Genomic DNA, 23,833 nt, shown 5'->3' with positions numbered 1-23,833 from the left:
CGTGGCCCCGCCGGTCGTCCGCGGTACAGCGGCTTGGCGTTATTTCGGCGACTTCCGCGACGCTTTGCTCGCGGGGCAGGTGCTGGTGCTGCAGGTCGCACATCCGGTTGTGGCGGCTGGGGTGCGGGATCATTCGGACTACCGCGAGGATCCGTGGACCCGGCTGATGCGCACCGTCGCTTCATTGTCGATTTATGTGTACGGCGGAACAAAAGGCGCACAGGTCGAGGCCTCGCGGCTGCGAAGACTGCACCGGACTTTCACCGGAACCGCCGACGGCCGCCGCTACAGCGCGCTCGACCCCGGCGCGTACGCGTGGGTGCACGCGACACTGGTGATGGCTCCCGTTGAAGCGCAACGGTTTTTCGGCCGTCCGATGTCCACTTCAGAGCTTGCGGAGTACTACGCGCAGATGTGCGGCATCGGCCGGATCCTCGGCATCCGCGAGCGGTACCTGCCGCAGACCTGGCCGGAATTCGAGCAGTACTACCGGGAGATGATCGCCGGATTCGGACCCAACGAGACGATCAGCACGCTGTTCGAAACCATCGACACCGTGGGAAAACCGTTCGCCCGCATGTCGGACCGCCGGTGGTCGAAGCTCCAAAAAGGATATTCGGCCGGGCAGATGTTCCTTATCCGCGCGACGCTCCCGCCCGAGCTGCGTGACCGTCTTGGTCTGCAATGGACTGACGAAGACGCGCGCAAGTTCGCCCGGTTTTGCCGCGCGGCAAGGATGCTCGGCACCGTGATGCCGCCGTCGCTGCGCACTCTCCCGATGCGAGTGGTCGGCAAGCTGAACGTGTGGCTGCGCGAGCGCCCGTGGGCTTACCGGTTTTTCGTGCGCTCGTAGTGCGCCCGGGCCTTCGCCCGGTTTCCGCAGCGGGACATCGAGCACCACTGCCGGGTGCGGCGCGGTGACGTGTCGACAAATCGCAGGCCGCAGTCGCTCGCTGAGCAGATCCGGATGTCCTCCACGCCGGTGGCGAGATCGACCGCGTCCGCGGCCAGCATCGCGAAGGCCGTGGCCACCGGATCCGCCGGAGTCGGCACTTCTCGCTGCAGCACGCCGTCTTTCACCAGGAGCCGGTCCGGTTTCGGTGCGGCGGCGAGAGCGTCGTTGACTAGCCGGACATCGGCGGCCAGCGGCTTGGCGGTCAGCAACCGGTTCACCGCCTCGCGCAGTTCCTTCGCCGACGTCAGCTGGGCGGCGGTCACGCGCAGGCGGCCGAACCCGGCCAGTTCAAGCCATTCCGCGAGCGCGTCCGGGTCGGTGAGCAGCTCGATGCCCTCCGGGAGATGCCGGGAGCGCAGCGTGTTCACCAGGTGCAGACACGGCCGCCCGGCGTCGAACACCCAATCCATGCCGCTCATTCTAACCATTGAAACCGGTGAGAACCCGCGCTACCGTCTAACCCTATGAGCCGGTTAGAAGCAGCCATGGCCCAAGTGGACGATCTGCGCATGCACTACCTCCGCGGCGGCGACGGCCCGCCGCTCTTCCTCCTGCACGGCTGGCCGCAGACGTCGCATTGCTGGCACCGCGTCGCCGGGCCACTGACCGAAACGCACACCGTGATCACCCCTGACCTGCGCGGATACGGACGCACCGACAAACCCCGCACCGGCTACGACAAGCGCACGATGGCCGCCGACGTCGCGAAGCTGGCCGAGCAGCTCGGGTTCGACCGCGTCGCGGTGGCGGGCCACGATCGCGGCGGACGAGTCGCGCACCGCTGGGCACTCGACCGTCCGGACCAGGTCGAACGACTGGCCGTACTGGACATCGCACCGACGAGGGAGATGTGGCGGCGACTCGACCGCGACCTCGGGAAGGCGTACTGGCACTGGCTTTTCCACCTGCAGCCAGACCTGCCCGAGCTGCTGGCCGGACAGAACATCGCCGCCTACCTCGGGTACTTCTTCGAACGCTGGACCTTCCAACGCCACGGACTGCCCGCCGAGGACGTCGCCGAGTACGTCCGCGCCTTTGAAGCACCCGGCGCGCTCCGAGCCGGTTTCGACGACTACCGCGCCTCTTTCCCGGACGACGCCGAACTGGACGACGCCGACTACGCCGCCGGGAAACGCCTCACCCAGCCGGTACTGGCGATGTGGGGCAAGGCCGGCCTGCTCGGCAGCCTGCCCACACTGGACATCTGGCGCGACTACGCGGACCACGTGACCAGCATCGGCCTCGAAGACTGCGGACACTTCCTCCCCGAGGAACAACCCTCACAGGTCGTGGCGCATCTGCGGGAATTCCTGGCCAACTAACGGAATCCGCGCGAAACCCGCGCCCACGGCCTGCTCGATCGCCGCGCCGACCCGGAACGCCACACTGTCGGCGTACTTGCCCGCGACAACCTGAACTCCGGTCGGCACACCGTTGCCAGCCCAACCAGACGGCACGGCAAGCACCGGATGGTCACTGCAGACGTTGAATGCCGGAGTGAGCGAAGCGTCCGAAAAGTGTTCCAGCGCAACACCATTGACCACCACCTGCGCAGAAAGGTAATCCTCGCCAGCGGCGAACTCGGTGGCACCGAGGGTCGGCACGACAAGCGCGTCGAACTGGCCCAACACGGCGTCGAGGCGTTCACGGATCGCCGCTTCGACCGCGTGGCCGGTTTCCGCGTCCACAATGTTCTCGACGCCTTTCCGCGCGAAAGCCTGGCAGTACGGCGTGATCACACCAGGGTTCCGCCGGTCCAGTTCCAGGACCTCGGCGGCCAGCCCGGTCCCGAAGTGCGCCCACAAGGCCTGCTTGACCATGTCGAGCGTCCAGTCGATCTCGATCTCGGTCACCACCGCACCAGCGGACGCCAGCGCCTGCCCGACCGCGCGCGTGTTGGCGACGACCTCCACGTCCACCGGGAAGTCGCCAGGCACCGGACAGCACGCGACGCGGAGCCCGCCCACGTCACCCAGCGCCAGAGAAACCGCCGGGAGCCGCGAGTGCGGATCACGCGGGTCCTCGCCCGCCATGACGTTCTGCAGGAGAGCGCAATCGGCGACAGTCCGGGCCATCGGGCCGTGGTGGTAGTAGGTATCCAACCCAGCGGGCGGCAGGACCGGATTGCGGCCGTGCGGCGGCTTGAACCCCACAACGCCGGTGAAAGACGCGGGCGCGCGGAGCGAACCGCCGATGTCCGACCCCGTCGCGAGGAAGGCCGTACCAGCCGCCAGTGCCGCGCCCGAACCGCCGGACGAGCCGCCCGCCGCGGTCTGGAGGTTCCACGGATTGCACGTCGTCCCCCAGCGCCGCGTGTGCGACAGCGGCATGCAGCAGAACTCGGACGTCGTCGTGCGAGCGTGCAGAATCCCGCCGGCCGCCTGGATCCGGCCGAGTCCGATCGCGGTCTCCCGCGCCAGCCGCGGCGGACGCAGGAGGGTGCCGCCGGTGACTGAGTGCCCGGCCAGCGGCTGTTCTTCCTTGGCCGCGATCGGCAGTCCCTCGAGCGGCCTCGGCTCGCCACCAGGCGCGTACCGCTTCTCCGCGACAGCCGCCGCCCGCAGCGCCTGCTCGAACATCTCCTCGGCGAACGCGTTGACGTCCGGCTCGACCCGCCCGGCCCGTTCCACGACCGCACGCATCAGCTCCACCGGCGACAGCTCCCGGGCCCGGAAGAGCCGCAGCGCTTCACCGGCGGAGAGGTAGTGGAGTGGGGTCATGGCGCGCTCCGTGGGGTCGGGCCGCTCAACCTACTCAGCAGGCGACCCTCACCAAGCCGACATTCAGCCCACAACCCACGGTGACCAGAGCCGATCCACACTCCACCCGATCGAGTGACTGTTGGCGAATCGTTCTCCGTTGAGACCTCGCCGTGGTGGACTACTCGCTCGGCGGCAGGTCGAACTGACCAGCCTTGACCGCGACGAGGAAGGCGTCCCACTCGCCGCGGTCGAAGACCAGCACCGGGCTCGCCGCGAGCTTCGTGTCGCGCACGCCGATCAGGCCGGGACGGGAGAGGTTGACCTCGACACAGTTTCCGCCGTTGGGCTCGCTCGCGAACGACTTCGCCCAGGCCGCGGCCGCGAACAGCGACTCCGCCGTGTCCGGGTCGTAATCCTGGGGCGACGGATAATCCGCCATGGGTCGTCCACCTCCGAGCCTTGTGCAGGGCGTGCGGTCTGGTGCACGTCCCCGGCTTCTTTGCGTCACTACGGAGCAAACCGCAGGGCCAAGCGGGTGATCAACTCGACCCGATCTCGACATGAAGATTATTCCAGGAGTAGGATTAATCGCAGCGATCGGGGCGTCAGTGGTGGGTGAATGGCTTGCGACATTCAGCCCAACACCGGCAGCACCGGCCCGGGCACCCGGCCCGGGCAGCGGAACAGCTGCGAGATATCGGGAGGAGTGCGGATGCGAGCCGACCCGTTCGGCCCGGCCAGGAGCCGATCCGCCCGCCTTTCCGGGATCCGCACTGGTCCAGGTGCTGCGACGACCCTGCGGAGACGCCGCAACGGAGCGGTTTCCCTGGTGCCCGGCGTTGACCCGTCGAGCACGTACCACCCCGATCCGGCCGGCGCCGACCCGCGCCGGTTCCCGTTATCCGAACTGGGGGTGTGATCCCATGGCCGTCCGGCTTACCACGCTTTTCCGCCGTGAGGACGAACACACTCGCGGCCGGCGTGGGATCAATCACGAATTGCGCAACCGGTTCGGGTTCAGCCTGATCCAGGCCCCGCTGCGCAGCCCGATGGTTGTGGACACCGAAATCGAAGTACCCGCTCCGCGCCAAGCGGACACCGTCCACGCCACCCGCCACCGTCGCGAGACACGAGTGCCGATTCTCCACGGACTCGGCTGAACCGCCGCCGTCCGCATCGTCCACGCTCCCCGGCACGCCTTGCCCGGGGAGCGTTTTCGTGTCCGGGGAAGCGCGTCAACTGGTCGAGACCACTGCTCACGGTCTAGACCACCACAGAGGTCTGGACCAAACGCCGGTCAGTCCGCGGACGCGGGCCGGTCGCGGGGCTCCCCGGCCATCGCCCGAACCGCCGCCGAGACCCGCGCCCCGAGCTGGTCCAGCGAGTAATCCTCCCCCAGCACCATGCGGCGCAGCTGTGGCATCGACAGACTCCAGCCCACCAGCCCCATCGTGAAGAACAGCAACGCCTTCGGATCCTCGCCGCCGCCCGCGAGCGCGGTTTCCGCGGCTGCGACCTTGTCCAGGTAATGCCGGGTCCGGGCCGCTTCCTCGGGCACCGGCTCGTCGCCCATCTCCAGCGCTTCCCACAGCAGCAATCGCAGCGCTTCGGGGTGGGCGCGGTGGTACTCGAACAACGCGCCCGCATACGCGCCGAGGTCCGCGTCGCTCGCGGGCGGGACGGCTTCGGCCAGCTCGGTCATCAGCCGCTCCAGCACGGCCGCGAACAACGCCTTCTTGTCGCCGAAGTAGTCGTAGATCGCCCGCTTGTTGGCTTCGGCGGCGGCCGCGATGCGGTCGACCCGGGCGCCGGCCACCCCGTACGCGGCGAATTCGGCCGACGCGGCGGCGAGGATGCGGTCCTTGGTCGCGGCTGAGTCGTAGGCCATGCGTCCAGGGTAACGAACCAGTTCGTTTGACAGTTGCGAGCGCCGCCTCCTAACATCCGAACTAACTAGTTCGATCGAATTGGAGGCCCTGATGACCACGACGGAAAGCCCGCCGCTGGCCCGGCCGCTGCTGTTCGGAGCGATGGCGGTGTGCAGCGGCGCGACCGTCGCGAACGTGTACCTGGCGCAGCCGCTGCTCACGGTGTTCGCGAGCGAGTTCGGCGGCTCGGCGTCCTCGGCCGGGCTAGTGGTGACGTGCGCGCAATTCGGCTACGCGGCGGGGATCCTGTTCCTGGTGCCGCTCGGCGATGTCCGTCGCCGTCGTCCGCTGCTGACCGTGCTGCTCGCCGCGACGGTCGCCGCGCTGCTGCTCGCGGCGGTCGCGCCGAGTCTGTCGATGGTGGCGGCCGCTGCGGCGCTCGTCGGCGGGTTCACCGTGATCCCGCAGGTATTGGTGCCGCTGGCCGCGGAATTGGCACCGCCGGAGAAGCGGGCTTCGGTGGTCGCCGGGGTCCAGATCGGGTTGATGACCGGGATCATCGGCTCCCGGGTGATCGGCGGCGCGGTCGGCGAAGCGGCCGGCTGGCGTGCGGTGTATCTGCTCGCGGCCGTGCTGACCGCGGCCTCCGGACTGGCGACCATCGCACTGGTGCCCCGTGAGCCCGCCCGGGCGAACACCATCGGATACGGGCAATTGCTGGCGTCGCTGCCTCGCTTGCTGCGCGGCGAACCCGTGCTGCGCCAGTCCTGTCTGCTGCACGCGAGTTTGTTCGGTGCCTACAACGCCACCTGGACCTCGCTGGTCCTGGTGCTCACGCACGATCCGTACCGCTTCAGCACCGCGACCGCCGGATTGTTCGGCCTGCTGGGATTGGCGGGCGCGTTCGCCGCGCCGTGGGCGGGCCGGTACATCGACCGGCGCGGCGCGTTGCCGATCGTCACCGCGGCGCTGCTGCTGACGCTGGGCTCAGCGGGTGCCTACGCGCTCGGCCAGGTCTGGCTGGCGTTCCTCGTCGCGGCGATCATCGCGGTCAATATCGCCGTGCAATGGAGCCAGATCGCCAATCAAGCCCGTATTTTCGCCCGGCTCCCCGACGCGCGCAGCCGCGCCAACACCGTCTACATGGTCGCGGTTTTCCTCAGCGGCGCGCTGTGCGCGGCGCTGGCCGCGGCCTGCTACAGCACGTTCGGCTGGCTTGGAGTCTGTGTCCTGCAAGGAATCCTCGCCGTGGCCGGCCTCGCGGTGCTGCCCGCCGCACGCCGTTACGACCGAAATTTCGCCTGAATACCAAGGAGAATGCCAAATGCTCGCCATGCCCCCTGCCGTCACGCAGTTCTTCACCGCGTCCCAATCCGGCGACGCGGACGCCTGGGCCGGCGCGTTCGCCGCCGACGGCGTCTTCCACGATCCGGTCGGCGAGCCGCCGATCGTCGGCCGCGCCGCGATTCGCGAGTTCATCGCGTCGGTGCTGCCGAACTTCAGCCCGTTCCTCGGCCTCACCCCGCGCGAGGCGCACGCCGTCGGCGGATCGGTCGCCGTTTCCTGGAGCGGCGCGGCCGTCACCGGCAGCGGCGTCCCGGTCAACTGGTCCGGCATCAACGTCTACGACCTCGACGAGGACGGCCTGATCAGCGAGGCCCGCGCCTACTTCAACCGGGCGATCTTCCAAGCCCAGCTCACCGGATGACGCCCGGGGCCGGAGCCGGGCGGCTCCGGCCCGTCAGGGCTTGCGGCCCAGAGCGCAAATCCCGCCGCTGAACGAAGGATCGTCCGCCATCCGCGCGCTCGCCGTCGTTTCGCCCGCCTCCGGATGCCAGTCCGACACCCACGCGATGCCCGGCTCCACCAGTTCCAGCCCGGAGAAGAACTCCCCGAACTCGGCCCGCGAGCGGTAGTGGAACGGCGTGCTCGACTTCTGGTACTGCTTGTGGATCGCGTCGCGGCGTTCGCCGTCGTTCGTCGGGACGCCGTCGTCGGTCAGGTGCGAGGACAGGAAGTACGAGCCGGACGGCAGCAGCGACAGGTACTTCTGCACGATCTCCAGCGCCGGCTCGTCGCGGCCGACGAAGTACAGCACTCCGACCATGATCAGGCCGATCGGCCGCTTCGGGTCGAGTACGCCGGTGTCGAGCGCGCGCGGCCAGACGTCGGCCGGGTTGCGCAGGTCGCCCTGCAGCACCGCGTGCCGGTCGGCGACGCCGTCTCGTTCCAGCAGGATCTGCGAATGCGCGACGGCCACCGGCTCGTTGTCGACGTAGACGCAGCGCGCGTTCGGGTTCACCGACGTCGCGATCTCGTGCACGTTGCCGACCGTGGGCACGCCGGAGCCGATGTCGAGGAACTGGTCGATGCCCTGCTCGGCCATGTACCGCACGCCGCGGCCGAGGAACTCGCGGCCGGCCTTGGCGATGGTCTTGATCATCGGAAAGGTCTGGACCGCTTTTTCGCCGAACTCGCGGTCGATGGCCCAGTTGGCGGTGCCGCCGAGGAACCAGTCGTAGATCCGCGCCGCGTTCGGCCGATCGAGGTCGACGCCCTCCGGGGCTTCCGGATCCGGTGCCTGAGTCATCAGCTTCCCCTTCCGTGCGGGTACCAGTGTGCCCACTCGCCGCGGCCGCCCGCCGCCGCCCCCGGCAACCGCCCGAAAATGCCACGCCTGAAGTACATCCGGGCCACTAGGTTGCGAGGGATGCGCATCCTCTTCTCGTTCGTCGGCGGTCGCGGCCATTGGGATCCGATGGCACCGGTCGCGCGAGCGCTCCTCGCACGCGGCCATACCGTAGCTGTCGCGGGCGGCGGTTCGCACGTGCCCGCGCTGGCCAAAGCCGGATTCACGACCTTCGCGGTCAACGAACCACGCGAGGTGGAGGTGACGCGACAGCCGATGCCGCCGGTCGATCCGGCGCGCGACGACTGGGAAATCCGGGAACTGTTCGCCCGCCGTGCGACTCAGGAACACGTGCCGGTGCTGCTGGAGATCGCCCGCGAATGGCGGCCGGACCTGATCGTCCGGGACGAAGTGGACTTCTCCGGCGCGATCGCAGCCGAAGTACTCGGCCTGCCGTGCGCCACCGTCCTGGTGCTCGCCGCCGGAACGTTGCTGCGCAAGGAACTCCTCGCCGAACCGCTCGCCGAGGCCCGCGCCGCGCACGGTCTGCCGGACGACCCGGAGCTCGAAATGCTGACCCGCGGCCAGGTGCTCTCGCCGATCCCGCCGTCCTTTCGCGACCCCAGTTCGCCACTGCCGCCGGGCACTTTCTCGTTCCGCCAGGGAGATCCGGTCTCGCCCCGCCAGCCCGCCGAGAAGCCGCACGTGTACTTCACGCTCGGCACCAACTTCAACCTCGAGTCCGGCGACCTCATCGAGCGCACCCTCGCCGGGTTAGGCCACTTGGACGCCGACGTGACCGCCACTGTCGGCACCCAGATCGACCCCGCCGAGTTCGGACCGCAACCACCGCACGTCCACGTGGAACGGTTCGTCCCGCAGGCCGAACTGTTGCCTCGCCTCGATTTGATGATCTCGCACGCCGGGTCCGGCAGCGTGATCGGCGCGCTTTCGCACGGCCTGCCCTCGCTGCTTTTCCCGATGGGCGCCGACCAGCCCGGCAATGCCCGCCGCTGCACCGCGCTGAACGTCGGGCTCGCGCTCGACCCGGAAACGTCCACACCGGACGAAATCCGCCAAGCCGCCGCGAAAGTACTCGCCGACCCCAGCTATCGCGAGGCCGCGCAACGCATGCAGGCGGAGATCAACGCCCTGCCCGCCGCCGAGGAGACCGTGCCCGTGCTCGAAGCGCTGGTCACATCATCTGCGAACGGTAGCTTTCCGCCAGCTCCTTGAGGAACTGCCGCGTCTCGCCCCGTTCCAAGGCGGCGCCGCGCAGCCGGTCCCACGAGTCCACGAAGATGTTGAAGTCCTTCACGTCGTCGAGGTACAGCCCGCCCGCGGAGTGTTCGATGTAGACGAAGTCGCGCGTGCGGTCCGGGAACCGCATGATCGTGAAGTCGTTGGGCACCGCGGCGAGCTTCGCGCCGAACGGCAGCACGTGCACGTACACCCGAGGGTGCCGATCAAGCGCCAGCAGGTGCTCCACCTGGTCCAGCATCACCGCGGGCGCGAACCCGCCGGGCGCGCGGCGCAGCGCGCCCTCGCTGATGATGAACCGGTAGTACGGCGGCTGCTGCTGGTCGAACACCGCCTTGCGGTCGAGCCGGTTGCGCACGAGCGACGTGACGTCGGTGGCTCCCGCCTCGGTGAACTGCTTGAGCATGTAGTGCTCGGACTGCAGCGGCCCCGGCACGCGCTCGCCGTGCCAGGTGAGGATTTCCGCGGCGGCGGGCTCGAGGTCGGTGAAGGTGCGGAACCAGTGCGGCACCACCGACCGGTAGCCCGACCAATGGCCGCGCTGCCCGGCCGCGGCCCGGGCCAGGTTCATCAGAGTGTCGGCTTCTTCGCCGTTGATCCCGAACGCGTTCAGCATGGTCCGCACATCTCCGAGCTTGACCCCCACCGCACCGGACTCGATCTTGTTGACCTTGCCCTGGGTGCAGCCGAGTACCTCGGCGACTTGCTGCTGCGTCATCTTCGCGGCGTTTCGAGCATGCCGGAGCTCGTTGCCGAGCTGCTTGCGGCGCGAGGTGACGGTGCTCGCCATCTCCCCTTGCTCTCCTGAACACTACTGCCGACGGGCTTTCCGCCGGACCGCGAACTACGAACCACCCAGGCCACTGCGACCCAACGGAGTTCGATGATGACACCCGGCAGCGTTTCAGGAAATGCACGGGAACGCCAGTCACCCGGCATGTCACCCTGCCGGAGCAGTGGATTCCGGGCGCCGCGGACATCTCGGCTACTCCATTCGGACTAAGAGGAGACTTCCGGGCACAGCTGCACAGCTGAGGCCCCACGTCGGCGGCATGGGCGGCATAGTGTCGGCGTGATCGATCGATCCCCTGGCGCGGCTAGCGTCAAACAGCTGGCAGAGGGCGCGTTCGGCTATGTCCAGCCCGACGGTTCCTGGTTCATCAACAACTGCGGCTTCGTCGCCGCCGACGGGCACGCTGTGCTTATCGACACATGCGCGACCGAACGGCGTACGCGCGCACTCCTTTCGGCCGTCGGCGACACCGTCGGCCCGGTCACGACGCTCGTCAACACGCATCACCACGGTGACCACACCAACGGCAACTACCTCGTCGGCGGAGCCACCGTCGTCGGCCACCGCAAGACCCGCGAGGCGCTGCTGGCCGACGGGATCCAGCGGTACGAAGGAGTCTTCACCGACAGCGATTGGGGCAACCTCGAACTGCGCGTGCCCGACCTGGTCTTCGACGACACCGTCACTCTCTACGCCGGACAGACCCGGATCGACCTCATCCACCCCGGCCACGCCGCGCACACCACCAACGACGTCCTGGTCTGGCTGCCCGAGCAGCGCTTGCTCTACTCGGGCGACCTGGTGTTCAACGGCGGCAGCCCGTTCGCGCTGATGGGGTCGGTCGCCGGCTGGCGGGCCGCGCTGAACGTGATCCGCGAACTCGACCCGGCGGTCATCCTGCCCGGCCACGGCCCGGTGTGCGGACTCGAAACGGTGGACTTGGTCGACGACTACCTGGAGTTCGTCCAGCGCACGGCGGAAACCGGCAAGGCGGCCGGGCGCTCGCCGCTGGAGCAGGCGAAGGCGACCGACCTCGGCCGGTTCGCCGAGCTGACCGAACAGGAGCGCCTCGCCGGGAACCTGCACCGGGCGTACGCCGAACTCGACGGCGAAGGGTGGGGTGTGCCACTCGATCCGGTGGCTCCGCTGAAGGACATGCTGGCCTGGAACGGGGGCCCGATCCGCTGCTTCTCGTGAGCACCGGTTTTGTGGCTAGGCTCGGAATCCGGCAGAGGTTTTCGGAAAGGTTTCGGATGAGCAAGAAGGCGAGCATCGGGGTCACCGGCCTCGCGGTCATGGGCCGCAACCTGGCGCGGAACCTGGCCCGGCACGGGCACACGGTCGCCCTGCACAACCGCTCCGAGGAGCGCACCCGCTCGCTCGTCGAGCAGTTCGGCGACGAGGGCGACTTCATCCCGGCGTACTCCGCGCAGGAGTTCGTCGACGCGCTGGAGCGGCCGCGGCAGATCGTGATCATGGTGAAGGCGGGCGGCCCGACCGACGCCGTCATCGAGGAGTTCGCGCCGCTGCTCGAGCCGGGCGACGTGATCGTGGACGCGGGCAACGCGCACTTCGCGGACACCCGCCGCCGCGAGCAGGCGCTGCGCGAACGCGGCCTGCACTTCGTCGGCACTGGTGTGTCCGGCGGCGAGGAAGGCGCGCTGCACGGGCCGAGCATCATGCCCGGCGGGTCGAAGGAGTCCTACGAGTCGCTCGGCCCGCTGTTCGAGGACATCTCGGCGAAGGTCGACGGCGAACCGTGCTGCACGCACGTCGGCGCGGACGGGGCCGGGCATTTCGTCAAAATGGTGCACAACGGCATCGAGTACGCCGACATGCAGCTGATCGCGGAGTCGTTCGACCTGCTCCGCGGCGCGGCGGGCTACTCGCCGGCGGAGATCGCCGACGTCTTCGGCACCTGGAACACCGGGCGGCTCGACTCGTACTTGATCGAGATCACCGCGCAGGTGCTCAAGCACGTCGACGGCGCGTCCGGCAAGCCGTTCGTCGACGTGGTCGAGGACGCGGCGGAGCAGAAGGGCACCGGCCGCTGGACCGTGCAGATCGGGCTCGACCTGGGCGTGCCCATCAGCGGCATCGCGGAAGCGGTCTTCGCACGGTCGCTGTCCGGGTCCACGGGGCTGCGTTCGGCCGCGCGCGGCTTGGGCGGCCCGACGCGCACGCCGCTGACCGGGTCTGCGCTGGAGACCTTCGCGGACGACGTCGAGCAGGCGCTGTACGCGTCGAAGGTGGTCGCGTACGCACAGGGCTTCAATCAGATCCAGGCCGGTGCGGCGGAGTACGGCTGGGACATCGACCTGGGCCGGGTCGCGTCGATCTGGCGCGGCGGGTGCATCATCCGGGCGAAGTTCCTGAACGACATCACGTCCGCTTACGCCGCAGAGCCGGGTCTCCCGACTCTGCTGACCTCCGGCGGTTTCCGGGCAGCGGTCGAAAACGCGCAGGACTCGTGGCGTTCGGTGATCTCGACGGCGGTCCGCCTTGGCATCCCGACGCCCGGCTTCTCGACCGCCCTGGCGTACTACGACGGCCTCCGCGCGGACCGGCTGCCGGCCGCACTGGTGCAGGGACAGCGCGATTTCTTCGGCGCGCACACCTACCGGCGGGTCGACCGTCCGGGCTCGTTCCACACCCTGTGGGCCGGGGACCAGTCTGAGGTCGAAGCCTGATTTTTGGCGCCGCAGAAGGGCTCTCCCCTCTTTGAGGGGAGAGCCCTTCGCTATATCAGGGTCAAGATGAACAGCACCGCGAGCGCGACGGCGATCATTTTTGCAACGTGCTGAGAATTTCCGCGAGGAATTCCTTGATCTTCGTTTCGGCCTGTTCCTTGTCGACCCCCAGTGCGGCAAGGACTTCGTAGCCCGCGCCCTCGCCCTGTTCCAGCAGGGCGAGGAGGATGTGCTCGGTGCCGATGTAGTTGTGCCCGAGCCGCAGCCCCTCGCGCAGGGTGAGTTCGAGCGTCTTCTTGCCCGCCGGAGCGAACGGCACCTTCTCCGGCACCTGGTCGACCGGCTCCGGCAGCTTCGCCACGGCGGCTTCCCTGACCGCGTCGAGAGTGATCCCCTGCGCGACGATCGCGCCGGCGGCCAGCGCGTCGGGCTCGGAAAGCAGGCCGAGCAGCAGGTGAACGGTGTCGATCTCGGGGCTCTTGCCGTCGATGGCCGCCTGCTGAGCCGCGACGACGACGTGCCGCGCCCGGTCGGTGTAGCGGCCGAACATCCGTTGTATTCCGCCGGATGAATCGTCGCTCTTCGGCACGAATCTCTTCTGGGCGGCTTGTTTGGTTACGCCCATACTGGCCCCGATGTCGGTCCAGGAAGCCCCGCTGCGCCGCGCCTGGTCGACGAAGTGGCCGATCAGGTGGTCCGCGACGTCGCCGAGATGCTGGCCGACGTACACGGCGTCGGTGAGCTGGGCGAGAGCGTCTTTGTCGTTGTTCGCCTTGATGGCGCTGATGAGGTCGTCGAGTTTCACTGAGTCGGTCATGGCGTCAACTGTAGGTTGACGATTGAGGTGCGTCAACCCTTGGTTGACCAGGTAGGTGCACTCAGGCGAACGGCAACCCCACGTAGTTCTCCGCCAAACTCGTCGCCGCCGCCCTCGACGAAGCCGTGTATCGCAGTTGCGACAGCTGCAGCCGCTGAGCGAAAGCGTCCGCCCCCGGGTCGACATGCAGCATCGTCGTCATGAACCACGAAAAGTGCTCCGCCCGCCACACCCGCCGCAGGCAAGTGTCCGAATAGGACTCCGCCAGCGACGAATCCCCTTGCAGCAAAGCGACCAAAGCCCGCGACAACGCCACGACATCCGCGACAGCCAGGTTCATCCCCTTGGCCCCAGTCGGCGGCACGATGTGCGCCGCATCGCCAGCCAGGAACAAGCGGCCGTGGCGCATGGGTTCCGTGACGAAGCTGCGCATCGGCGTGATGCCCTTGTCCAGGATCGGCCCCTCCTGCAGAGTGAACTCCCCGTCAACAGCCAGGCGCGTCGACAGTTCCGCCCAGATCCGGTCATCCGACCAGTCCGCCAGGTTCTCCGCCGGGTCAACCTGCAGGTACAGCCGCGTGACGTCCGGGGAACGCATGCTGTGCAAGGCAAAACCCCGCGGATGATGGGTGTAGATCAGCTCCTCGTGCGACGGCGGCGTCTGCGCCAGCACCCCCAGCCAAGCGAAGGGGTACTCCCGCTCGAAAGTAGTCAGCACACCGTCCGGAATGGACGGACGCGAGACACCGTGGAAACCGTCGCAGCCCGCCACGGCGTCGCATTCCAGAGTTTGCCAGGCACCAGAGGAATCCCGGTAGCGCACAACAGGGCGCGAGGTATCCAAAGAGGACAGTGAAACTTCCGAAACCTCGAAGTGCAGCGGAAGATCCGCGGCCTCGTGCGCGTCCACGAGGTCCTTCACGATCTCCTGCTGGCCGTACACCGTGATCGCCTTGCCGGTCAGCTCGGTGAGCGCAATACGATGGTCGGCACCGTCGAATCGGAGCGAGAAACCCTCGTGCGGCAAGCCTTCCGCTGCCAACCGGCCACCAAGACCGATCTCCGTGAGCAGGTCGACTGTCGGTTGCTCGCACACCCCGGCGCGCACGCGTTGCCGCACGTACTCGCGGTCGCGGGCTTCGAGCACGACAGCCTCGACCCCGGCCTGGTGCAGCAAATACGACAGCAGCAGCCCGGCCGGGCCGGCACCGATCACGGCGACCTGCGTGCGCAACGGAACCTCCGATCAAGCCGCGGTGCGCGACTTCAGGTGTGCTTTCAGATCGAACGAGCTGGCTTCCAAATCCGCGTACGCCGGATGCGGGTCGGCGGCGAACAACCGGCGCGCGGCGATGTGGTCCGGCGCGCGGTTGACCGATTCGACGGCGATCAGCACGTCGTCGCGGAAGGACAGCACGGAGAACTTCCCGGCGTCCCGATCACCGGTGACCACGGTCCGGTCGGCGGCTCCGAGAATGCCCGCGATCTGCAGTTTCGCGCCGGTCTGGTCGGTCCAGAACCACGGCAGGCTGTCGTAGCGGGCCGGTTCCCCGGCGATCGCCGCGGCCACCGATCGTGCCTGGTCAACGGCGTTCTGCACGGATTCCAGCCGAGTCGCGGCACCGGCCTGCACGCACGGGAAGCACGCGCAGTCGCCGATCGCGAAGATCTTCGGATCCTCGGTACGCAGGTGTTCGTCGACCACAACGCCATTGCGCACCTCAAGCCCAGCCGCCTCGGCGAGCGCCGTCTCCGGCAGCACGCCGACCGCGACGACCACGAGGTCCGCGGGCAGCCGTCGCCCGTCGGAGAGTTCAACCGACTCCACGCGACCAGACCCGTGCAGCGCGGTTACGCCGACACCCAGCAACAGCGTGTGCCCGGCCGCCCGGTGATGTTCGGCGAAAAATTCCGAGATCTCCGGCGACGCGACCCGCGCGAGCAGCCGGTCCTGCGCCTCCACCACGGTTACCGGACGGCCGGCGTGCGCGGCGAACTCCAGCCCGATGAACCCGCCGCCGATCACCACGACGTCGCCAGCCGCGTCCAGCGAAGCCCGCAGCCGGTCGGCGTCCGCGCGCGTGCGCAGCGTCAGGACGCCTTCGAGGTCGGCGCCCGGCACCGGCAGCGCACGATTGCGCGCTCCGGTGGCCAGCACCAAATGGTCGTAACTGAGCTCCGTACCGTCTTCGAGCCGGACCTCCGCCGCGTCGCGGTCGATCGCGGCGACCCGGCCGCGGACCAGCTCGATCTCCTTCTCGGCGAAGTAATCCTCGGGCCGCAACACCAGCTGCTCGACGCCCGCGCTGCCCGCCAGATACGCCTTCGACAGCGGCGGCCGCTGATACGGCACCCCCGGCTCGTCGCCGACGAGAACCACGCGGCCGGCGAACCCCTTGTCGCGCAAGGACGCCGCGGCCTGGAACCCGCTTTGCCCACCGCCGACGACGAGAACGGTCTCAGTGCTCATCTCGCTCCTCCCGACATCTCGGGCTCCATCTGAGCACACCTCAGCCAAGATCGTCGAGGAGCAGCGGTCACACCCGCTGCAGGAACGCGATCGCGTCCGCCGCCTCGACCGCGTCGAACGGGAGATACCCGCGTCCGTCGCCGGTCCGCGCGGGCAGCTCCGGGTCGATTCCGGCGGTTTCGACCAGTTCACGGTCCTGAACTGTCGCGGCCAGATACGCCTGCAGCGTCCCGGGCGCGGGCTCCCCTACCGCATCGGAAGAGCCGAAATCGGTGGCAATGAACACATACCGGTCACCAAGCCGGTCAGTGACCTGCGCGCCCGCGCTCCACCACCGCCCACCCATCATCGAAGCCGCGCGTCGCTGCAGGTGCTGGTTGTGCGCGGAGACGAACGTGTCCGGCAGCGCGAGCAGGTTGTCCGCCATCATCGCGTCGCGCTGCGCCCCGAGCCTGCCCATCCGTTCCGGCGAGGTGTCGGCCATCAGCGAGTGGTAGCGGCAGAGCCCGACCGCGGTCCGGGCGAGCAGATCGCCGCCGTCGGGCAACGCCGGTCGTGCGCGTTTGAAGTGGCCGGCGAGATCGTCGGCGACCAGCCGAAGCTCCCGTGCGTAAGGACTGTCCCCTTTGGACTTCGCCCCGTCCCACATCGCCGCTTCGTCCGCCCACGCCGCGTCCTCGCCGGCCAACCGCTCGATGGTGGCGACGTCGTGGGGCACGTCGTCAAGATGCTTGGCCAGAAAGCCATGCAGTTCGGTGAGTACCGCGCGCGGGCTGGGCGCGCTCGCCATCTCGAGCGGAGCGTCGAAACCGTGGAAATGGACCTGGTCTTCGGTCGGCCGGCCAGCGTTGTAGTCGCGCAGCCACTCGACCAGCGCGCGGTTCGACGGGAACGCCCCGAAACCGTGGCTGAACCCGGTGGCCAGCACCTTGTCGAGATCGCCTTCGCCAGTGGTCACGTAGTGGTCGACCAGGCGTCCGGCCAGGCAGTCGCTCTCCAGCGCGATCGAACGGTAGCCGTGTTCGAGGACGAGGTGCTGGAAGATTTCGTTGCGGAACAAGGGGAACGCTTCGGTCCAATGCGTGGGCTCGCCGAGACCCAGCAGAGTCGGCGAACGGTGCGCGAGGAAGTCGTCAAAGGTCTGCATTGCTTTGACCGTATCGTTGAACTCTCAGTTGGCACTTCTGCTCAACTCACCTGGTTGAATGGGGAGGAACCCTCAAACCGGAGGTGACATGCGGCCGAAGGACCTCGCCCGGGAGCACGGCTTGTCGACCCAAGCCGTCCGCAACTACGAGGAGGACGGCATCCTCCCGCCCGCCGAACGCGGACCGCAGGGCTACCGGACATACACCGAACACCACGCGCAAGCGCTGCGCGCCTTCCTCGCCCTGCGCCCCGGCTTCGGCCACGCTCGCGCGGCAGCGATTCTGCGGGCGGTCAACGAGCGTTCGGAAGACACCGCATTCCAGCTGATCGACGAGGCCCACGCCGAGCTGTTGCGCGACCGCGGCACGCTCACCGAAGTCGAGCACGCGCTGCGAAACCTGACGCAGGAACCGGACGCACGCCAGACTGTGCCCTCCATCGGCGCGCTCGCGCACCAGCTGTCCGTGCACCCCGCCACGCTGCGCAAATGGGAAGCCGCCGGGATCCTCCAACCGGAGCGAGACCGAGCCGGAAACCGCCGCTACCCACCGGCCGCAGTGCGCGACGCCCGCCTAGCCCACCAGCTACGCCGCGGCGGCTACCCCCTGGCCCGAATCGCGGCAGTGCTGGAGCAGGTCCGACACGCGGGCGGGGTCGCGCCGCTGGAAGAAGCCTTGCGTACCTGGCGTTCCCGGCTCACCGCCCGAGCACACGCGATGCTGGACGGGGCTGCTCAGTTGTCGCGTTACCTCACGTGATCACTCCGGCAGCTGATCGTCCGGCAAAAGAGGCCGCATGAACGTCCGCCGGTACCGGATCACGCACCCGCTCTCGTCCCGGATCCGATCCGCCGCCACGAACTCCGGGTCCACTCCGAACAGTGTCCGGTACCGCTCGTACGCGGCCAGGCTTTCGAAGCTGAACAGCGCCCGGGCCTCGTCGCTGGCCCCTTCCGCGGGCAGGAAATACCCGTGGTGCACCCCGCCCTCGCGCCGGACCAGGCGCATCCACTCGGCGGCGAACCGTTCGAAGTCCGCGATCTTCTCCGGGTCGATCACGTAGTCGACCACGCAGGTGATCACGAACGACCCCAGACCCGCTCCGCCGTCGAAACGATCAGCTCCAGCTTCCGCAGCTGCTCGCTGGCGGTCAGATCGTTTCCCTCCTCAGTGGACGAAAACCCGCACTGCGGCGACAAGCACAGCTGGTCGACGTCCACATACCGCGACGCTTCCTCGATCCGCCGCACCAGCGCGTCCGGGTCTTCCAGCTCCGGCCGCTTGCTGGTCACGAGCCCGAGCACGACCCGCTTTCCCTTCGGCACGAAGCGCAACGGCTCGAACCCGCCGGAGCGTTCGTCGTCGTATTCCAGGAAGAAGCCGTCCACCGCCAGCTCGCCGAACAGCGCCTCGGCGACGAACTCGTAGCTCCCGGACGCCACCCACGACGAGCGGAAATTGCCTCGGCACAGGTGCGTCGTCACGGTCAGGTCGTCCGGTTTCCCAGCCAGCGCGGCGTTGATCGTCGAGATATTGCGCAGGTGCATGGTGTCCGGGTCGCTGCCCATGCGCGCGACGAGTTCGCGCTGCTTCGGGTCGTTGAGATACGCGAGGCTGGTGTCGTCCAGCTGCAGATACGTGCAGCCCAGCGCGTTCATCGCACGCAACTGCTCCGCGTACGCCGCGCTGAGGTCGGCGAAGAACTCGTCCAGCTCCGGGTACACGGTCTCGCTGACCGCCGCCCGGCCGCCGCGGTAATAGACCATGCTCGGCGACGGGATGGTCAGCTTCGGCGTGATGCCCGGGTCGGTGTGCGCCTTCAGGAACTCGAAGTGGTCGGCGAAGATCGGCTCGGCGAGGCGCACCTTGCCGTCGACCTGCAGGCCCGGCGGGCTGAACTCCAGGTCGCCCGCGAGATTGTGGAATTTCACGTGCAGCCGCTCGTCGCTGCGCGAGACGCCGCCGAGCGCGTAGATGAAGTCCATGTGCCAGGAGGAGCGACGGAACTCGCCGTCGGTCGCCGATTCGAGGCCGGCCGCCTTCTGCATCTTCACGACGTCGCGGATCGCGTCGTCCTCGACGGCTCGCAGCTGTTCGGCGGAGATCTCCCCCGCCGCCTGGTCGCGCCGCGCTTCGCGCAGCACCGCCGGCCGCAGCAGGCTCCCTACATGATCGGCACGGAACGGAGGTCGTGCAGTCATGTCTGGCATGGTCACACACAAACCGGCGGTATGTGCAGCGCATAATCCGGCAGGACCAACCAGAAGGAGCCGCTCATGACCAAAGCCGCGCACCCGGTCGACCGGGGCCTTCCCGCCGGACGGCTGCTTCTGCTCGGACTGCAGCACATGGCGATCATGTACACCGGCTGCATCGCCGTTCCGCTGGTCATCGGCAGCGCGCTGCACCTGGACAACGCGTCGATCGCACTGCTGGTGAACGCGGACCTGTTCGTCGCCGGACTGGCCACTTTGGTCCAGTCGGTCGGCATCGGGCGGCTGTTCGGCGTCCGGCTGCCGGTGGTCGCCGGCGCGACGTTCACCGTGGTCAACCCGATGATCCTGATCGCCGCGCAGTACGGCATCACCGCGGTGTACGGCGCGATGATCGCCTCCGGCGTCTTCGGCCTGCTGATCGCCCGGCCGTTCGCCGCGCTGATCCGGTTCTTCCCGCCGCTGGTGTCCGGGACGTTGCTGCTGGTCATCGGCATCTCGCTGCTCGGCCCCGGCACGGCGATGATCGGCGGCCACGACACCGGGGACCCGTCCTACGGCGATCCGGCGAACCTCGGGCTTGCGTTCGGCGTGATCGCGCTGGTGGTGCTGTTCACCCGGGTGCTGCGCGGGTTCCTCGGCCAGATCGGTCCGCTGGTCGCGCTGATCGCCGGCGTGCTGATCGCGATCCCGCTCGGCCGCACGCACTTCTCCGGCGTCGGCGACGCGAGCTGGTTCGGGCTGGCCTCGCCGTTCCACTTCGGAGCGCCGACGTTCCCGGTCGCCGCCGTGGTGTCGATGTGCGTGGTGATGCTGGTGTCCTTCACCGAAACCACCGCCGACCTGATCGCCGTCGGCGAGATCACCGGCCGCCCGGTCACGCCGTCCGATCTCTCCCGCGGCCTCGCGACCGACGGACTGTCCGCGATCTTCGGCGGCTTCATGAACTCCTTCCCGGACACCGCGTTCGCGCAGAACGTCGGCTTGGTGCAGATGACCGGCGTGCGCAGCCGCTGGGTGGTCGCCACGACCGGCGGCATGCTCGTGGTGATGGGCCTGGTGCCGAAGATCGGCGCGTTCATCGCCGCGATCCCGGAACCGGTGGTCGGCGGCGTCGCGGTGGTGATGTTCGCGATGGTCGGGGTGGTCGGCGTGCAGACCCTCAAGAAGGTCGACTTTTCCGGCAATCACAACGCTTTCGTGGTTTCCGTAGCACTCGGCGTCGGCCTGCTGCCCGCTTTTGGCCTCGACCGCTTCGGCAACTCGGTGTTCTTCCAGCACTTTCCCGCCTGGCTGCGCACGATCTGCGGCAGCCCGATCACCGTCGCCGCGGTACTGGCCTTCGTACTGAACCTGCTGTTCAACCACCTTGGCCGGAAGCGGGAGGAAGACCTGCTGCCGTAAGCAACCGGTCGGCGAGCTGCACGCCGATCCCCGGTTCGATCGGCCTGCTCAGCAACACCCGCAGATACAGCGGAGCGAGCACGTAGTCCAGCAGCTCCTGCAGGTCCAGCGCGGGCTCGCCACGAGCCGCGGCCGCAGTCAGCATCTGCTCCAGGTCCTCGCCACGCGACAGCAGATGCTCGATCGGATCAGCGTTGGTCCCGATGAAGGTGATCAACGCCCGAACCAGCACCGCGCCATCCGGATCCGCGAGCGCGCGCTCGACCGCCGTCGCCCACTGCTCGACGTCGCCCCGCAGCGACCCGGTGTCCGGCACCGGCGACGTCAGGCTCAACCGAGCGACCGCGGCGTCGAGCAGCACGCTCGCGCAACTGCCCCAGCGCCGGTAAACGCTGGTCGGATTCACCCCTGCCCGCTCCGCGATCTGCGGTACCCCCGCAGTCGTCTCCCCCTCCGCGAGCAGCTCAATCACCGCACGGTGCACCGCTTCGCGCACCCGCGCGCTGCGTCCGCCCGGCCGAGTCATCCCGCCATCCTAAAGCAAAGGGGGTGGCCTTAATGCCGGAAGTGTGCGTAACCTAAAGGCAAATCCATTGGCCTTAAGGAGCTCCGAGATGGTCAGCAAGATCCAGCCCGCCGAACGCGAGGCCCTGCTCGCCGAACCGATCATCAGCGTCCTGAGCGTGACCGCGGAGCCCGGCCGCGCACCGCTCACCACCCCGATCTGGCACCAGTACACCCCCGGCGGCGAGGTCACCGTGCTCACCTCGCCCGGTGCCCGGAAGACGAAACTGATCGAAGCCGCCGGCCGCTTCGCCCTGTGCGTGCAAGACCCGAAGACCATCCGCTACGCGACCGCCGAAGGCCCCGTCACCGGCGTCCGCGCAGTCACCGAAGAGGAGCGTCTAGAGATGGCGCGCCGATACCTGCCCGAGGACGCGGCGCTCGCCTACGTCAAAGCCACTCCCGAACAGAGCCACAATGTCGTGATCTCCATGCGCCCCGAACGCTGGAACACCGCGGATTTCAGCGACCTGACCGACGAACTCTCCTGACCCCCTCCAAGGGTCGGCTCCGTCCCCTCTCCGCCGGAGCCGACCCTGGAACCCCTTGTCCCCCAACCCTTCCCCGGTACCGCCGTTCGGCCGCACACCCCGATCATGCCCGGTTTCCCTAGTTGCCCCGGCCGTTCGGGCACTCCTTTCCTCGTCCTATTCGGCCCAGCAGCCAAAAGCCCCACCCCCTGCTTTCCGCCATTGCACCACTGTTCTGGACCATGCCACCTTGTGCCGGAAAAGACCTTCGAGCAGAAGAGGGCGCATGGACGGCACTTCCCTCATTCTCAATGCCGCCGAACGGACCAGAGCCGCCGAACTTTTGGCCAGGTTCACCGACAGCTACGAAAATTCACTCACTAGTCGCCCGATCGCCCCTGACGCAGACCGGGAAACCCTGGCCAAACTGCTGGCCGAACCTTTCCCGGAAGAAGGCCTTGGCGTAGAAGCTTTCTTCGCTGACGTCGTAGACCGGATCGTGCCCTACACCACCACGATCGCCCACCCACGCTTCCTCGCCTACGTACAGGGCCCGCCCACCGGCATCGGCCCCTACGCCGAAGCGATCGCCGCAATCCTGAACCAGAACTGCAACCTGTGGCAGATTTCCCCCGCCGCCAACGTGATCGAACGCTCCGTCATGGACTGGCTCACCACCCTCTTCGCCCTGGGCCCGTCCTCCGGAGGCATCCTCACCAACGGCGGTTCCGGAGCCACTAAGGACGCGATCACCGCCGCCATCGCCGACCGCAGACCAGACTTCCGCGAACACGGCCTGCAAGATAACCGCGCCCCTCTTGTGCTTTACACCTCCGACGAAGCACACCGCAGCGTCGTCAAAGCCGCCACCCTCTTGGGAATCGGCCTAGCCAACGTCCGCACAATCCCGACCGACGACCATTTCCAACTCCGCGTCGACCTGCTAACCCAAGCAATCACCGACGATCGGGCGGCCGGAAAAGAACCGTTCTGCATCGTAGCCACCGCAGGCACGGTAACCACGGGCTCGATAGACCCCATCGGCCCCATCGCGGACCTCTGCGCACAAGAAAATCTCTGGCTACACGTAGACGGCGCATACGGAGCCCTATTCGTCCTAGCCGATTCAACCCGCGACGCGCTACTTCCGTTGTCCCGCGCGGATTCCATCACCCTGGACCCGCACAAGCTGCTCTTCGCCCCGCTCGAAGCAGGAGCCCTGCTAGTCAAGGACATGGCGAAACTACGCGCAGCCTTCGCCTTCTCCTCGTCGTCGTCCTACCTCACCGCAATCGACGACGCCCACCTGCTCGACTACATGGACCACGGACCACAACTTTCCCGCAGCTTCAAGGCTTTGAAGGTCTGGGCCGCACTGCGCACCTTCGGCGTAGGAGCCTTCCGAACAGTCACCGAACGCTGCCTAACCCTGGCCACCCGCCTAGGCTCACACATCGCCGCCGCCCCCGGCTTAACCTTGATGAACCCGGTGACGCTCACCGCAGTCTGCATCCGAATGCCCGGCCGCAATGCCGAAGCACACGCAGAACTCCTCACGAGACTGCACGAAGAAGGCACCGCGATGCTAGGCCCCGCAAGAATTCGCGGCCAAGCCTGCGTCCGCGCCTGCATCACAAACCACCGCACCACCGAAGCCGACATCGACCTACTAGCCAGCCGCCTAACCGCCCTGGCCACCCCCTGACCAGTTCCGTGAGGGCCACCTTGAGGGACTCTGAGTCCCTCAGGGTTCCCCTCACGACCCGCCGAAGTCCGTGAGGGGAACCTTCACAGACCCAGATTCCCTCAAGGAGCCCTTCACAGCCCGCCCCATCTCCGCGACACACCCA

Annotated in this window: 25 protein-coding genes; 12 read left to right on the top strand and 13 right to left on the bottom strand. The window is 68.0% G+C overall.

Annotated elements, in window-relative coordinates; translation table 11 throughout:
• Nucleotide 1: 1 nt before the first annotated feature.
• Complete coding sequence (locus tag ABD156_RS45500; protein WP_344288064.1) at nucleotides 2-853, top strand: oxygenase MpaB family protein; 852 nt, start codon at nucleotides 2-4, stop codon at nucleotides 851-853.
• Here ABD156_RS45500 and ABD156_RS45495 read toward each other — a convergent pair.
• Nucleotides 829-1,365 (bottom strand): CGNR zinc finger domain-containing protein, encoded by a 537-nt coding sequence (locus ABD156_RS45495; RefSeq protein WP_344288303.1) that lies wholly within the window; start codon nucleotides 1,363-1,365, stop codon nucleotides 829-831. The two genes, ABD156_RS45500 and ABD156_RS45495, sit on opposite strands and share 25 nt — an antisense overlap.
• 54 nt (nucleotides 1,366-1,419) lie before the next feature.
• Between ABD156_RS45495 and ABD156_RS45490 the strand changes: the two genes are divergently transcribed.
• Nucleotides 1,420-2,277: an alpha/beta fold hydrolase gene (locus tag ABD156_RS45490; RefSeq protein WP_344288062.1), complete on the top strand. Its 858-nt coding sequence runs from the start codon at nucleotides 1,420-1,422 to the stop codon at nucleotides 2,275-2,277.
• On the opposite strand, the gene ABD156_RS45485 is transcribed toward ABD156_RS45490, so the two are convergent.
• Both ABD156_RS45485 and ABD156_RS45480 read right to left on the bottom strand, forming a co-directional pair.
• Nucleotides 2,236-3,675 (bottom strand): amidase, encoded by a 1,440-nt coding sequence (locus tag ABD156_RS45485; protein ID WP_344288060.1) that lies wholly within the window; start codon nucleotides 3,673-3,675, stop codon nucleotides 2,236-2,238. The two genes, ABD156_RS45490 and ABD156_RS45485, sit on opposite strands and share 42 nt — an antisense overlap.
• Before the next feature lie 160 nt (nucleotides 3,676-3,835).
• A complete protein-coding gene (locus ABD156_RS45480; protein WP_037712143.1) occupies nucleotides 3,836-4,096 on the bottom strand; it encodes a DUF397 domain-containing protein in 261 nt (86 codons plus the stop codon).
• 484 nt (nucleotides 4,097-4,580) lie between these two features.
• Here ABD156_RS45480 and ABD156_RS45475 point away from each other — a divergent pair, with 484 nt between their 5' ends.
• The gene (locus ABD156_RS45475) at nucleotides 4,581-4,817 is read left to right on the top strand and encodes a hypothetical protein (RefSeq protein ID WP_344288058.1); all 237 of its coding nucleotides are present in this window, start codon (nucleotides 4,581-4,583) and stop codon (nucleotides 4,815-4,817) included.
• A 137-nt stretch (nucleotides 4,818-4,954) separates the two neighbouring features.
• Here the strand turns inward: ABD156_RS45475 and ABD156_RS45470 are convergent, their stop codons facing one another.
• Nucleotides 4,955-5,545, bottom strand: a complete 591-nt coding sequence (locus tag ABD156_RS45470; RefSeq protein WP_344288056.1) for a TetR/AcrR family transcriptional regulator — start codon at nucleotides 5,543-5,545, stop codon at nucleotides 4,955-4,957.
• 91 nt (nucleotides 5,546-5,636) lie between these two features.
• On the opposite strand from ABD156_RS45470, the gene ABD156_RS45465 reads away from it, so the two are divergent.
• A complete protein-coding gene (locus ABD156_RS45465; RefSeq protein ID WP_344288054.1) occupies nucleotides 5,637-6,830 on the top strand; it encodes an MFS transporter in 1,194 nt (397 codons plus the stop codon).
• Between the two features lie 19 nt (nucleotides 6,831-6,849).
• Nucleotides 6,850-7,233 (top strand): nuclear transport factor 2 family protein, encoded by a 384-nt coding sequence (locus tag ABD156_RS45460; protein ID WP_344288052.1) that lies wholly within the window; start codon nucleotides 6,850-6,852, stop codon nucleotides 7,231-7,233.
• Between the two features lie 33 nt (nucleotides 7,234-7,266).
• Here ABD156_RS45460 and ABD156_RS45455 read toward each other — a convergent pair whose 3' ends face one another.
• Nucleotides 7,267-8,115 (bottom strand): SAM-dependent methyltransferase, encoded by an 849-nt coding sequence (locus ABD156_RS45455; protein WP_344288050.1) that lies wholly within the window; start codon nucleotides 8,113-8,115, stop codon nucleotides 7,267-7,269.
• Between the two features lie 120 nt (nucleotides 8,116-8,235).
• Between ABD156_RS45455 and ABD156_RS45450 the strand changes: the two genes are divergently transcribed.
• A complete protein-coding gene (locus ABD156_RS45450) occupies nucleotides 8,236-9,390 on the top strand; it encodes a glycosyltransferase (protein ID WP_344288048.1) in 1,155 nt (384 codons plus the stop codon).
• Here ABD156_RS45450 and ABD156_RS45445 read toward each other — a convergent pair.
• Nucleotides 9,350-10,204, bottom strand: coding sequence for a helix-turn-helix domain-containing protein (locus tag ABD156_RS45445; RefSeq protein WP_093571970.1), 855 nt, complete (start codon nucleotides 10,202-10,204; stop codon nucleotides 9,350-9,352). The genes ABD156_RS45450 and ABD156_RS45445 overlap by 41 nt on opposite strands.
• A 282-nt stretch (nucleotides 10,205-10,486) precedes the next feature.
• On the opposite strand from ABD156_RS45445, the gene ABD156_RS45440 reads away from it, so the two are divergent.
• Nucleotides 10,487-11,404: an MBL fold metallo-hydrolase gene (locus ABD156_RS45440; protein ID WP_344288045.1), complete on the top strand. Its 918-nt coding sequence runs from the start codon at nucleotides 10,487-10,489 to the stop codon at nucleotides 11,402-11,404.
• 56 nt (nucleotides 11,405-11,460) lie between these two features.
• Nucleotides 11,461-12,897, top strand: a complete 1,437-nt coding sequence (gene gndA, locus ABD156_RS45435; protein WP_344288043.1) for an NADP-dependent phosphogluconate dehydrogenase — start codon at nucleotides 11,461-11,463, stop codon at nucleotides 12,895-12,897.
• A gap of 94 nt (nucleotides 12,898-12,991) precedes the next feature.
• Here the strand turns inward: gndA and ABD156_RS45430 are convergent, their stop codons facing one another.
• The 4 genes from ABD156_RS45430 to ABD156_RS45415 all read right to left on the bottom strand — a co-directional run bounded on the left by ABD156_RS45430 (nucleotide 12,992) and on the right by ABD156_RS45415 (nucleotide 17,331).
• Nucleotides 12,992-13,714, bottom strand: a complete 723-nt coding sequence (locus ABD156_RS45430) for a Clp protease N-terminal domain-containing protein (protein WP_344288041.1) — start codon at nucleotides 13,712-13,714, stop codon at nucleotides 12,992-12,994.
• 61 nt (nucleotides 13,715-13,775) lie between these two features.
• The gene (locus ABD156_RS45425) at nucleotides 13,776-14,948 is read right to left on the bottom strand and encodes a 4-hydroxybenzoate 3-monooxygenase (protein WP_344288039.1); all 1,173 of its coding nucleotides are present in this window, start codon (nucleotides 14,946-14,948) and stop codon (nucleotides 13,776-13,778) included.
• 12 nt (nucleotides 14,949-14,960) lie between these two features.
• Complete coding sequence (locus tag ABD156_RS45420; RefSeq protein WP_344288037.1) at nucleotides 14,961-16,184, bottom strand: NAD(P)/FAD-dependent oxidoreductase; 1,224 nt, start codon at nucleotides 16,182-16,184, stop codon at nucleotides 14,961-14,963.
• A 67-nt stretch (nucleotides 16,185-16,251) separates the two neighbouring features.
• Nucleotides 16,252-17,331 (bottom strand): erythromycin esterase family protein, encoded by a 1,080-nt coding sequence (locus ABD156_RS45415; protein WP_344288035.1) that lies wholly within the window; start codon nucleotides 17,329-17,331, stop codon nucleotides 16,252-16,254.
• 88 nt (nucleotides 17,332-17,419) lie between these two features.
• Between ABD156_RS45415 and ABD156_RS45410 the strand changes: the two genes are divergently transcribed.
• Nucleotides 17,420-18,091, top strand: a complete 672-nt coding sequence (locus ABD156_RS45410; RefSeq protein WP_344288033.1) for a MerR family transcriptional regulator — start codon at nucleotides 17,420-17,422, stop codon at nucleotides 18,089-18,091.
• Here the strand turns inward: ABD156_RS45410 and ABD156_RS45405 are convergent, their stop codons facing one another.
• Nucleotides 18,092-18,415, bottom strand: coding sequence for an NIPSNAP family protein (locus ABD156_RS45405; protein WP_344288031.1), 324 nt, complete (start codon nucleotides 18,413-18,415; stop codon nucleotides 18,092-18,094).
• Entirely contained in the window at nucleotides 18,412-19,533 is a 1,122-nt protein-coding gene (locus tag ABD156_RS45400; RefSeq protein WP_344288029.1) for a 5-methyltetrahydropteroyltriglutamate--homocysteine S-methyltransferase, read from the bottom strand. The genes ABD156_RS45405 and ABD156_RS45400 overlap by 4 nt, the downstream gene beginning before the upstream one ends.
• 75 nt (nucleotides 19,534-19,608) lie before the next feature.
• Here ABD156_RS45400 and ABD156_RS45395 point away from each other — a divergent pair, with 75 nt between their 5' ends.
• Nucleotides 19,609-20,949 carry a nucleobase:cation symporter-2 family protein gene (locus ABD156_RS45395; RefSeq protein ID WP_344288027.1) on the top strand — a complete coding sequence of 447 codons (1,341 nt, stop codon included), beginning with the start codon at nucleotides 19,609-19,611 and terminating at the stop codon, nucleotides 20,947-20,949.
• Here the strand turns inward: ABD156_RS45395 and ABD156_RS45390 are convergent.
• Nucleotides 20,906-21,475, bottom strand: a complete 570-nt coding sequence (locus ABD156_RS45390; protein ID WP_344288025.1) for a TetR-like C-terminal domain-containing protein — start codon at nucleotides 21,473-21,475, stop codon at nucleotides 20,906-20,908. The genes ABD156_RS45395 and ABD156_RS45390 overlap by 44 nt on opposite strands.
• An 88-nt stretch (nucleotides 21,476-21,563) precedes the next feature.
• Here ABD156_RS45390 and ABD156_RS45385 point away from each other — a divergent pair, with 88 nt between their 5' ends.
• Both ABD156_RS45385 and ABD156_RS45380 read left to right on the top strand, forming a co-directional pair.
• Nucleotides 21,564-22,004 carry a pyridoxamine 5'-phosphate oxidase family protein gene (locus tag ABD156_RS45385; RefSeq protein ID WP_344288023.1) on the top strand — a complete coding sequence of 147 codons (441 nt, stop codon included), beginning with the start codon at nucleotides 21,564-21,566 and terminating at the stop codon, nucleotides 22,002-22,004.
• Between the two features lie 265 nt (nucleotides 22,005-22,269).
• Nucleotides 22,270-23,688 (top strand): pyridoxal phosphate-dependent decarboxylase family protein, encoded by a 1,419-nt coding sequence (locus ABD156_RS45380; RefSeq protein WP_344288021.1) that lies wholly within the window; start codon nucleotides 22,270-22,272, stop codon nucleotides 23,686-23,688.
• Nucleotides 23,689-23,833: the final 145 nt, after the last annotated feature.

This window comes from Amycolatopsis albidoflavus, assembly GCF_039525725.1.
GTDB lineage: Bacteria > Actinomycetota > Actinomycetes > Mycobacteriales > Pseudonocardiaceae > Amycolatopsis > Amycolatopsis albidoflava.
This window is presented reverse-complemented; position numbering and strand designations above follow the sequence as displayed.

Excerpts from the sequence above, each read along its gene's own strand:
- ABD156_RS45470 (WP_344288056.1), bottom strand. The coding sequence starts at position 5,545 with ATGGCCTACGACTCAGCCGCGACCAAGGACCGCATCCTCGCCGCCGCG.
- ABD156_RS45460 (WP_344288052.1), top strand. The coding sequence starts at position 6,850 with ATGCTCGCCATGCCCCCTGCCGTCACGCAGTTCTTCACCGCGTCCCAA.
- ABD156_RS45400 (WP_344288029.1), bottom strand. The coding sequence starts at position 19,533 with ATGACTGCACGACCTCCGTTCCGTGCCGATCATGTAGGGAGCCTGCTG.
- ABD156_RS45385 (WP_344288023.1), top strand. The coding sequence starts at position 21,564 with ATGGTCAGCAAGATCCAGCCCGCCGAACGCGAGGCCCTGCTCGCCGAA.
- ABD156_RS45390 (WP_344288025.1), bottom strand. The coding sequence starts at position 21,475 with ATGACTCGGCCGGGCGGACGCAGCGCGCGGGTGCGCGAAGCGGTGCAC.
- ABD156_RS45445 (WP_093571970.1), bottom strand. The coding sequence starts at position 10,204 with ATGGCGAGCACCGTCACCTCGCGCCGCAAGCAGCTCGGCAACGAGCTC.
- ABD156_RS45415 (WP_344288035.1), bottom strand. The coding sequence starts at position 17,331 with ATGCAGACCTTTGACGACTTCCTCGCGCACCGTTCGCCGACTCTGCTG.
- ABD156_RS45380 (WP_344288021.1), top strand. The coding sequence starts at position 22,270 with ATGGACGGCACTTCCCTCATTCTCAATGCCGCCGAACGGACCAGAGCC.
- ABD156_RS45465 (WP_344288054.1), top strand. The coding sequence starts at position 5,637 with ATGACCACGACGGAAAGCCCGCCGCTGGCCCGGCCGCTGCTGTTCGGA.
- gndA (WP_344288043.1), top strand. The coding sequence starts at position 11,461 with ATGAGCAAGAAGGCGAGCATCGGGGTCACCGGCCTCGCGGTCATGGGC.
- ABD156_RS45395 (WP_344288027.1), top strand. The coding sequence starts at position 19,609 with ATGACCAAAGCCGCGCACCCGGTCGACCGGGGCCTTCCCGCCGGACGG.
- ABD156_RS45420 (WP_344288037.1), bottom strand. The coding sequence starts at position 16,184 with ATGAGCACTGAGACCGTTCTCGTCGTCGGCGGTGGGCAAAGCGGGTTC.
- ABD156_RS45475 (WP_344288058.1), top strand. The coding sequence starts at position 4,581 with ATGGCCGTCCGGCTTACCACGCTTTTCCGCCGTGAGGACGAACACACT.
- ABD156_RS45480 (WP_037712143.1), bottom strand. The coding sequence starts at position 4,096 with ATGGCGGATTATCCGTCGCCCCAGGATTACGACCCGGACACGGCGGAG.
- ABD156_RS45455 (WP_344288050.1), bottom strand. The coding sequence starts at position 8,115 with ATGACTCAGGCACCGGATCCGGAAGCCCCGGAGGGCGTCGACCTCGAT.
- ABD156_RS45485 (WP_344288060.1), bottom strand. The coding sequence starts at position 3,675 with ATGACCCCACTCCACTACCTCTCCGCCGGTGAAGCGCTGCGGCTCTTC.
- ABD156_RS45450 (WP_344288048.1), top strand. The coding sequence starts at position 8,236 with ATGCGCATCCTCTTCTCGTTCGTCGGCGGTCGCGGCCATTGGGATCCG.
- ABD156_RS45495 (WP_344288303.1), bottom strand. The coding sequence starts at position 1,365 with ATGGATTGGGTGTTCGACGCCGGGCGGCCGTGTCTGCACCTGGTGAAC.
- ABD156_RS45410 (WP_344288033.1), top strand. The coding sequence starts at position 17,420 with ATGCGGCCGAAGGACCTCGCCCGGGAGCACGGCTTGTCGACCCAAGCC.
- ABD156_RS45430 (WP_344288041.1), bottom strand. The coding sequence starts at position 13,714 with ATGACCGACTCAGTGAAACTCGACGACCTCATCAGCGCCATCAAGGCG.
- ABD156_RS45490 (WP_344288062.1), top strand. The coding sequence starts at position 1,420 with ATGAGCCGGTTAGAAGCAGCCATGGCCCAAGTGGACGATCTGCGCATG.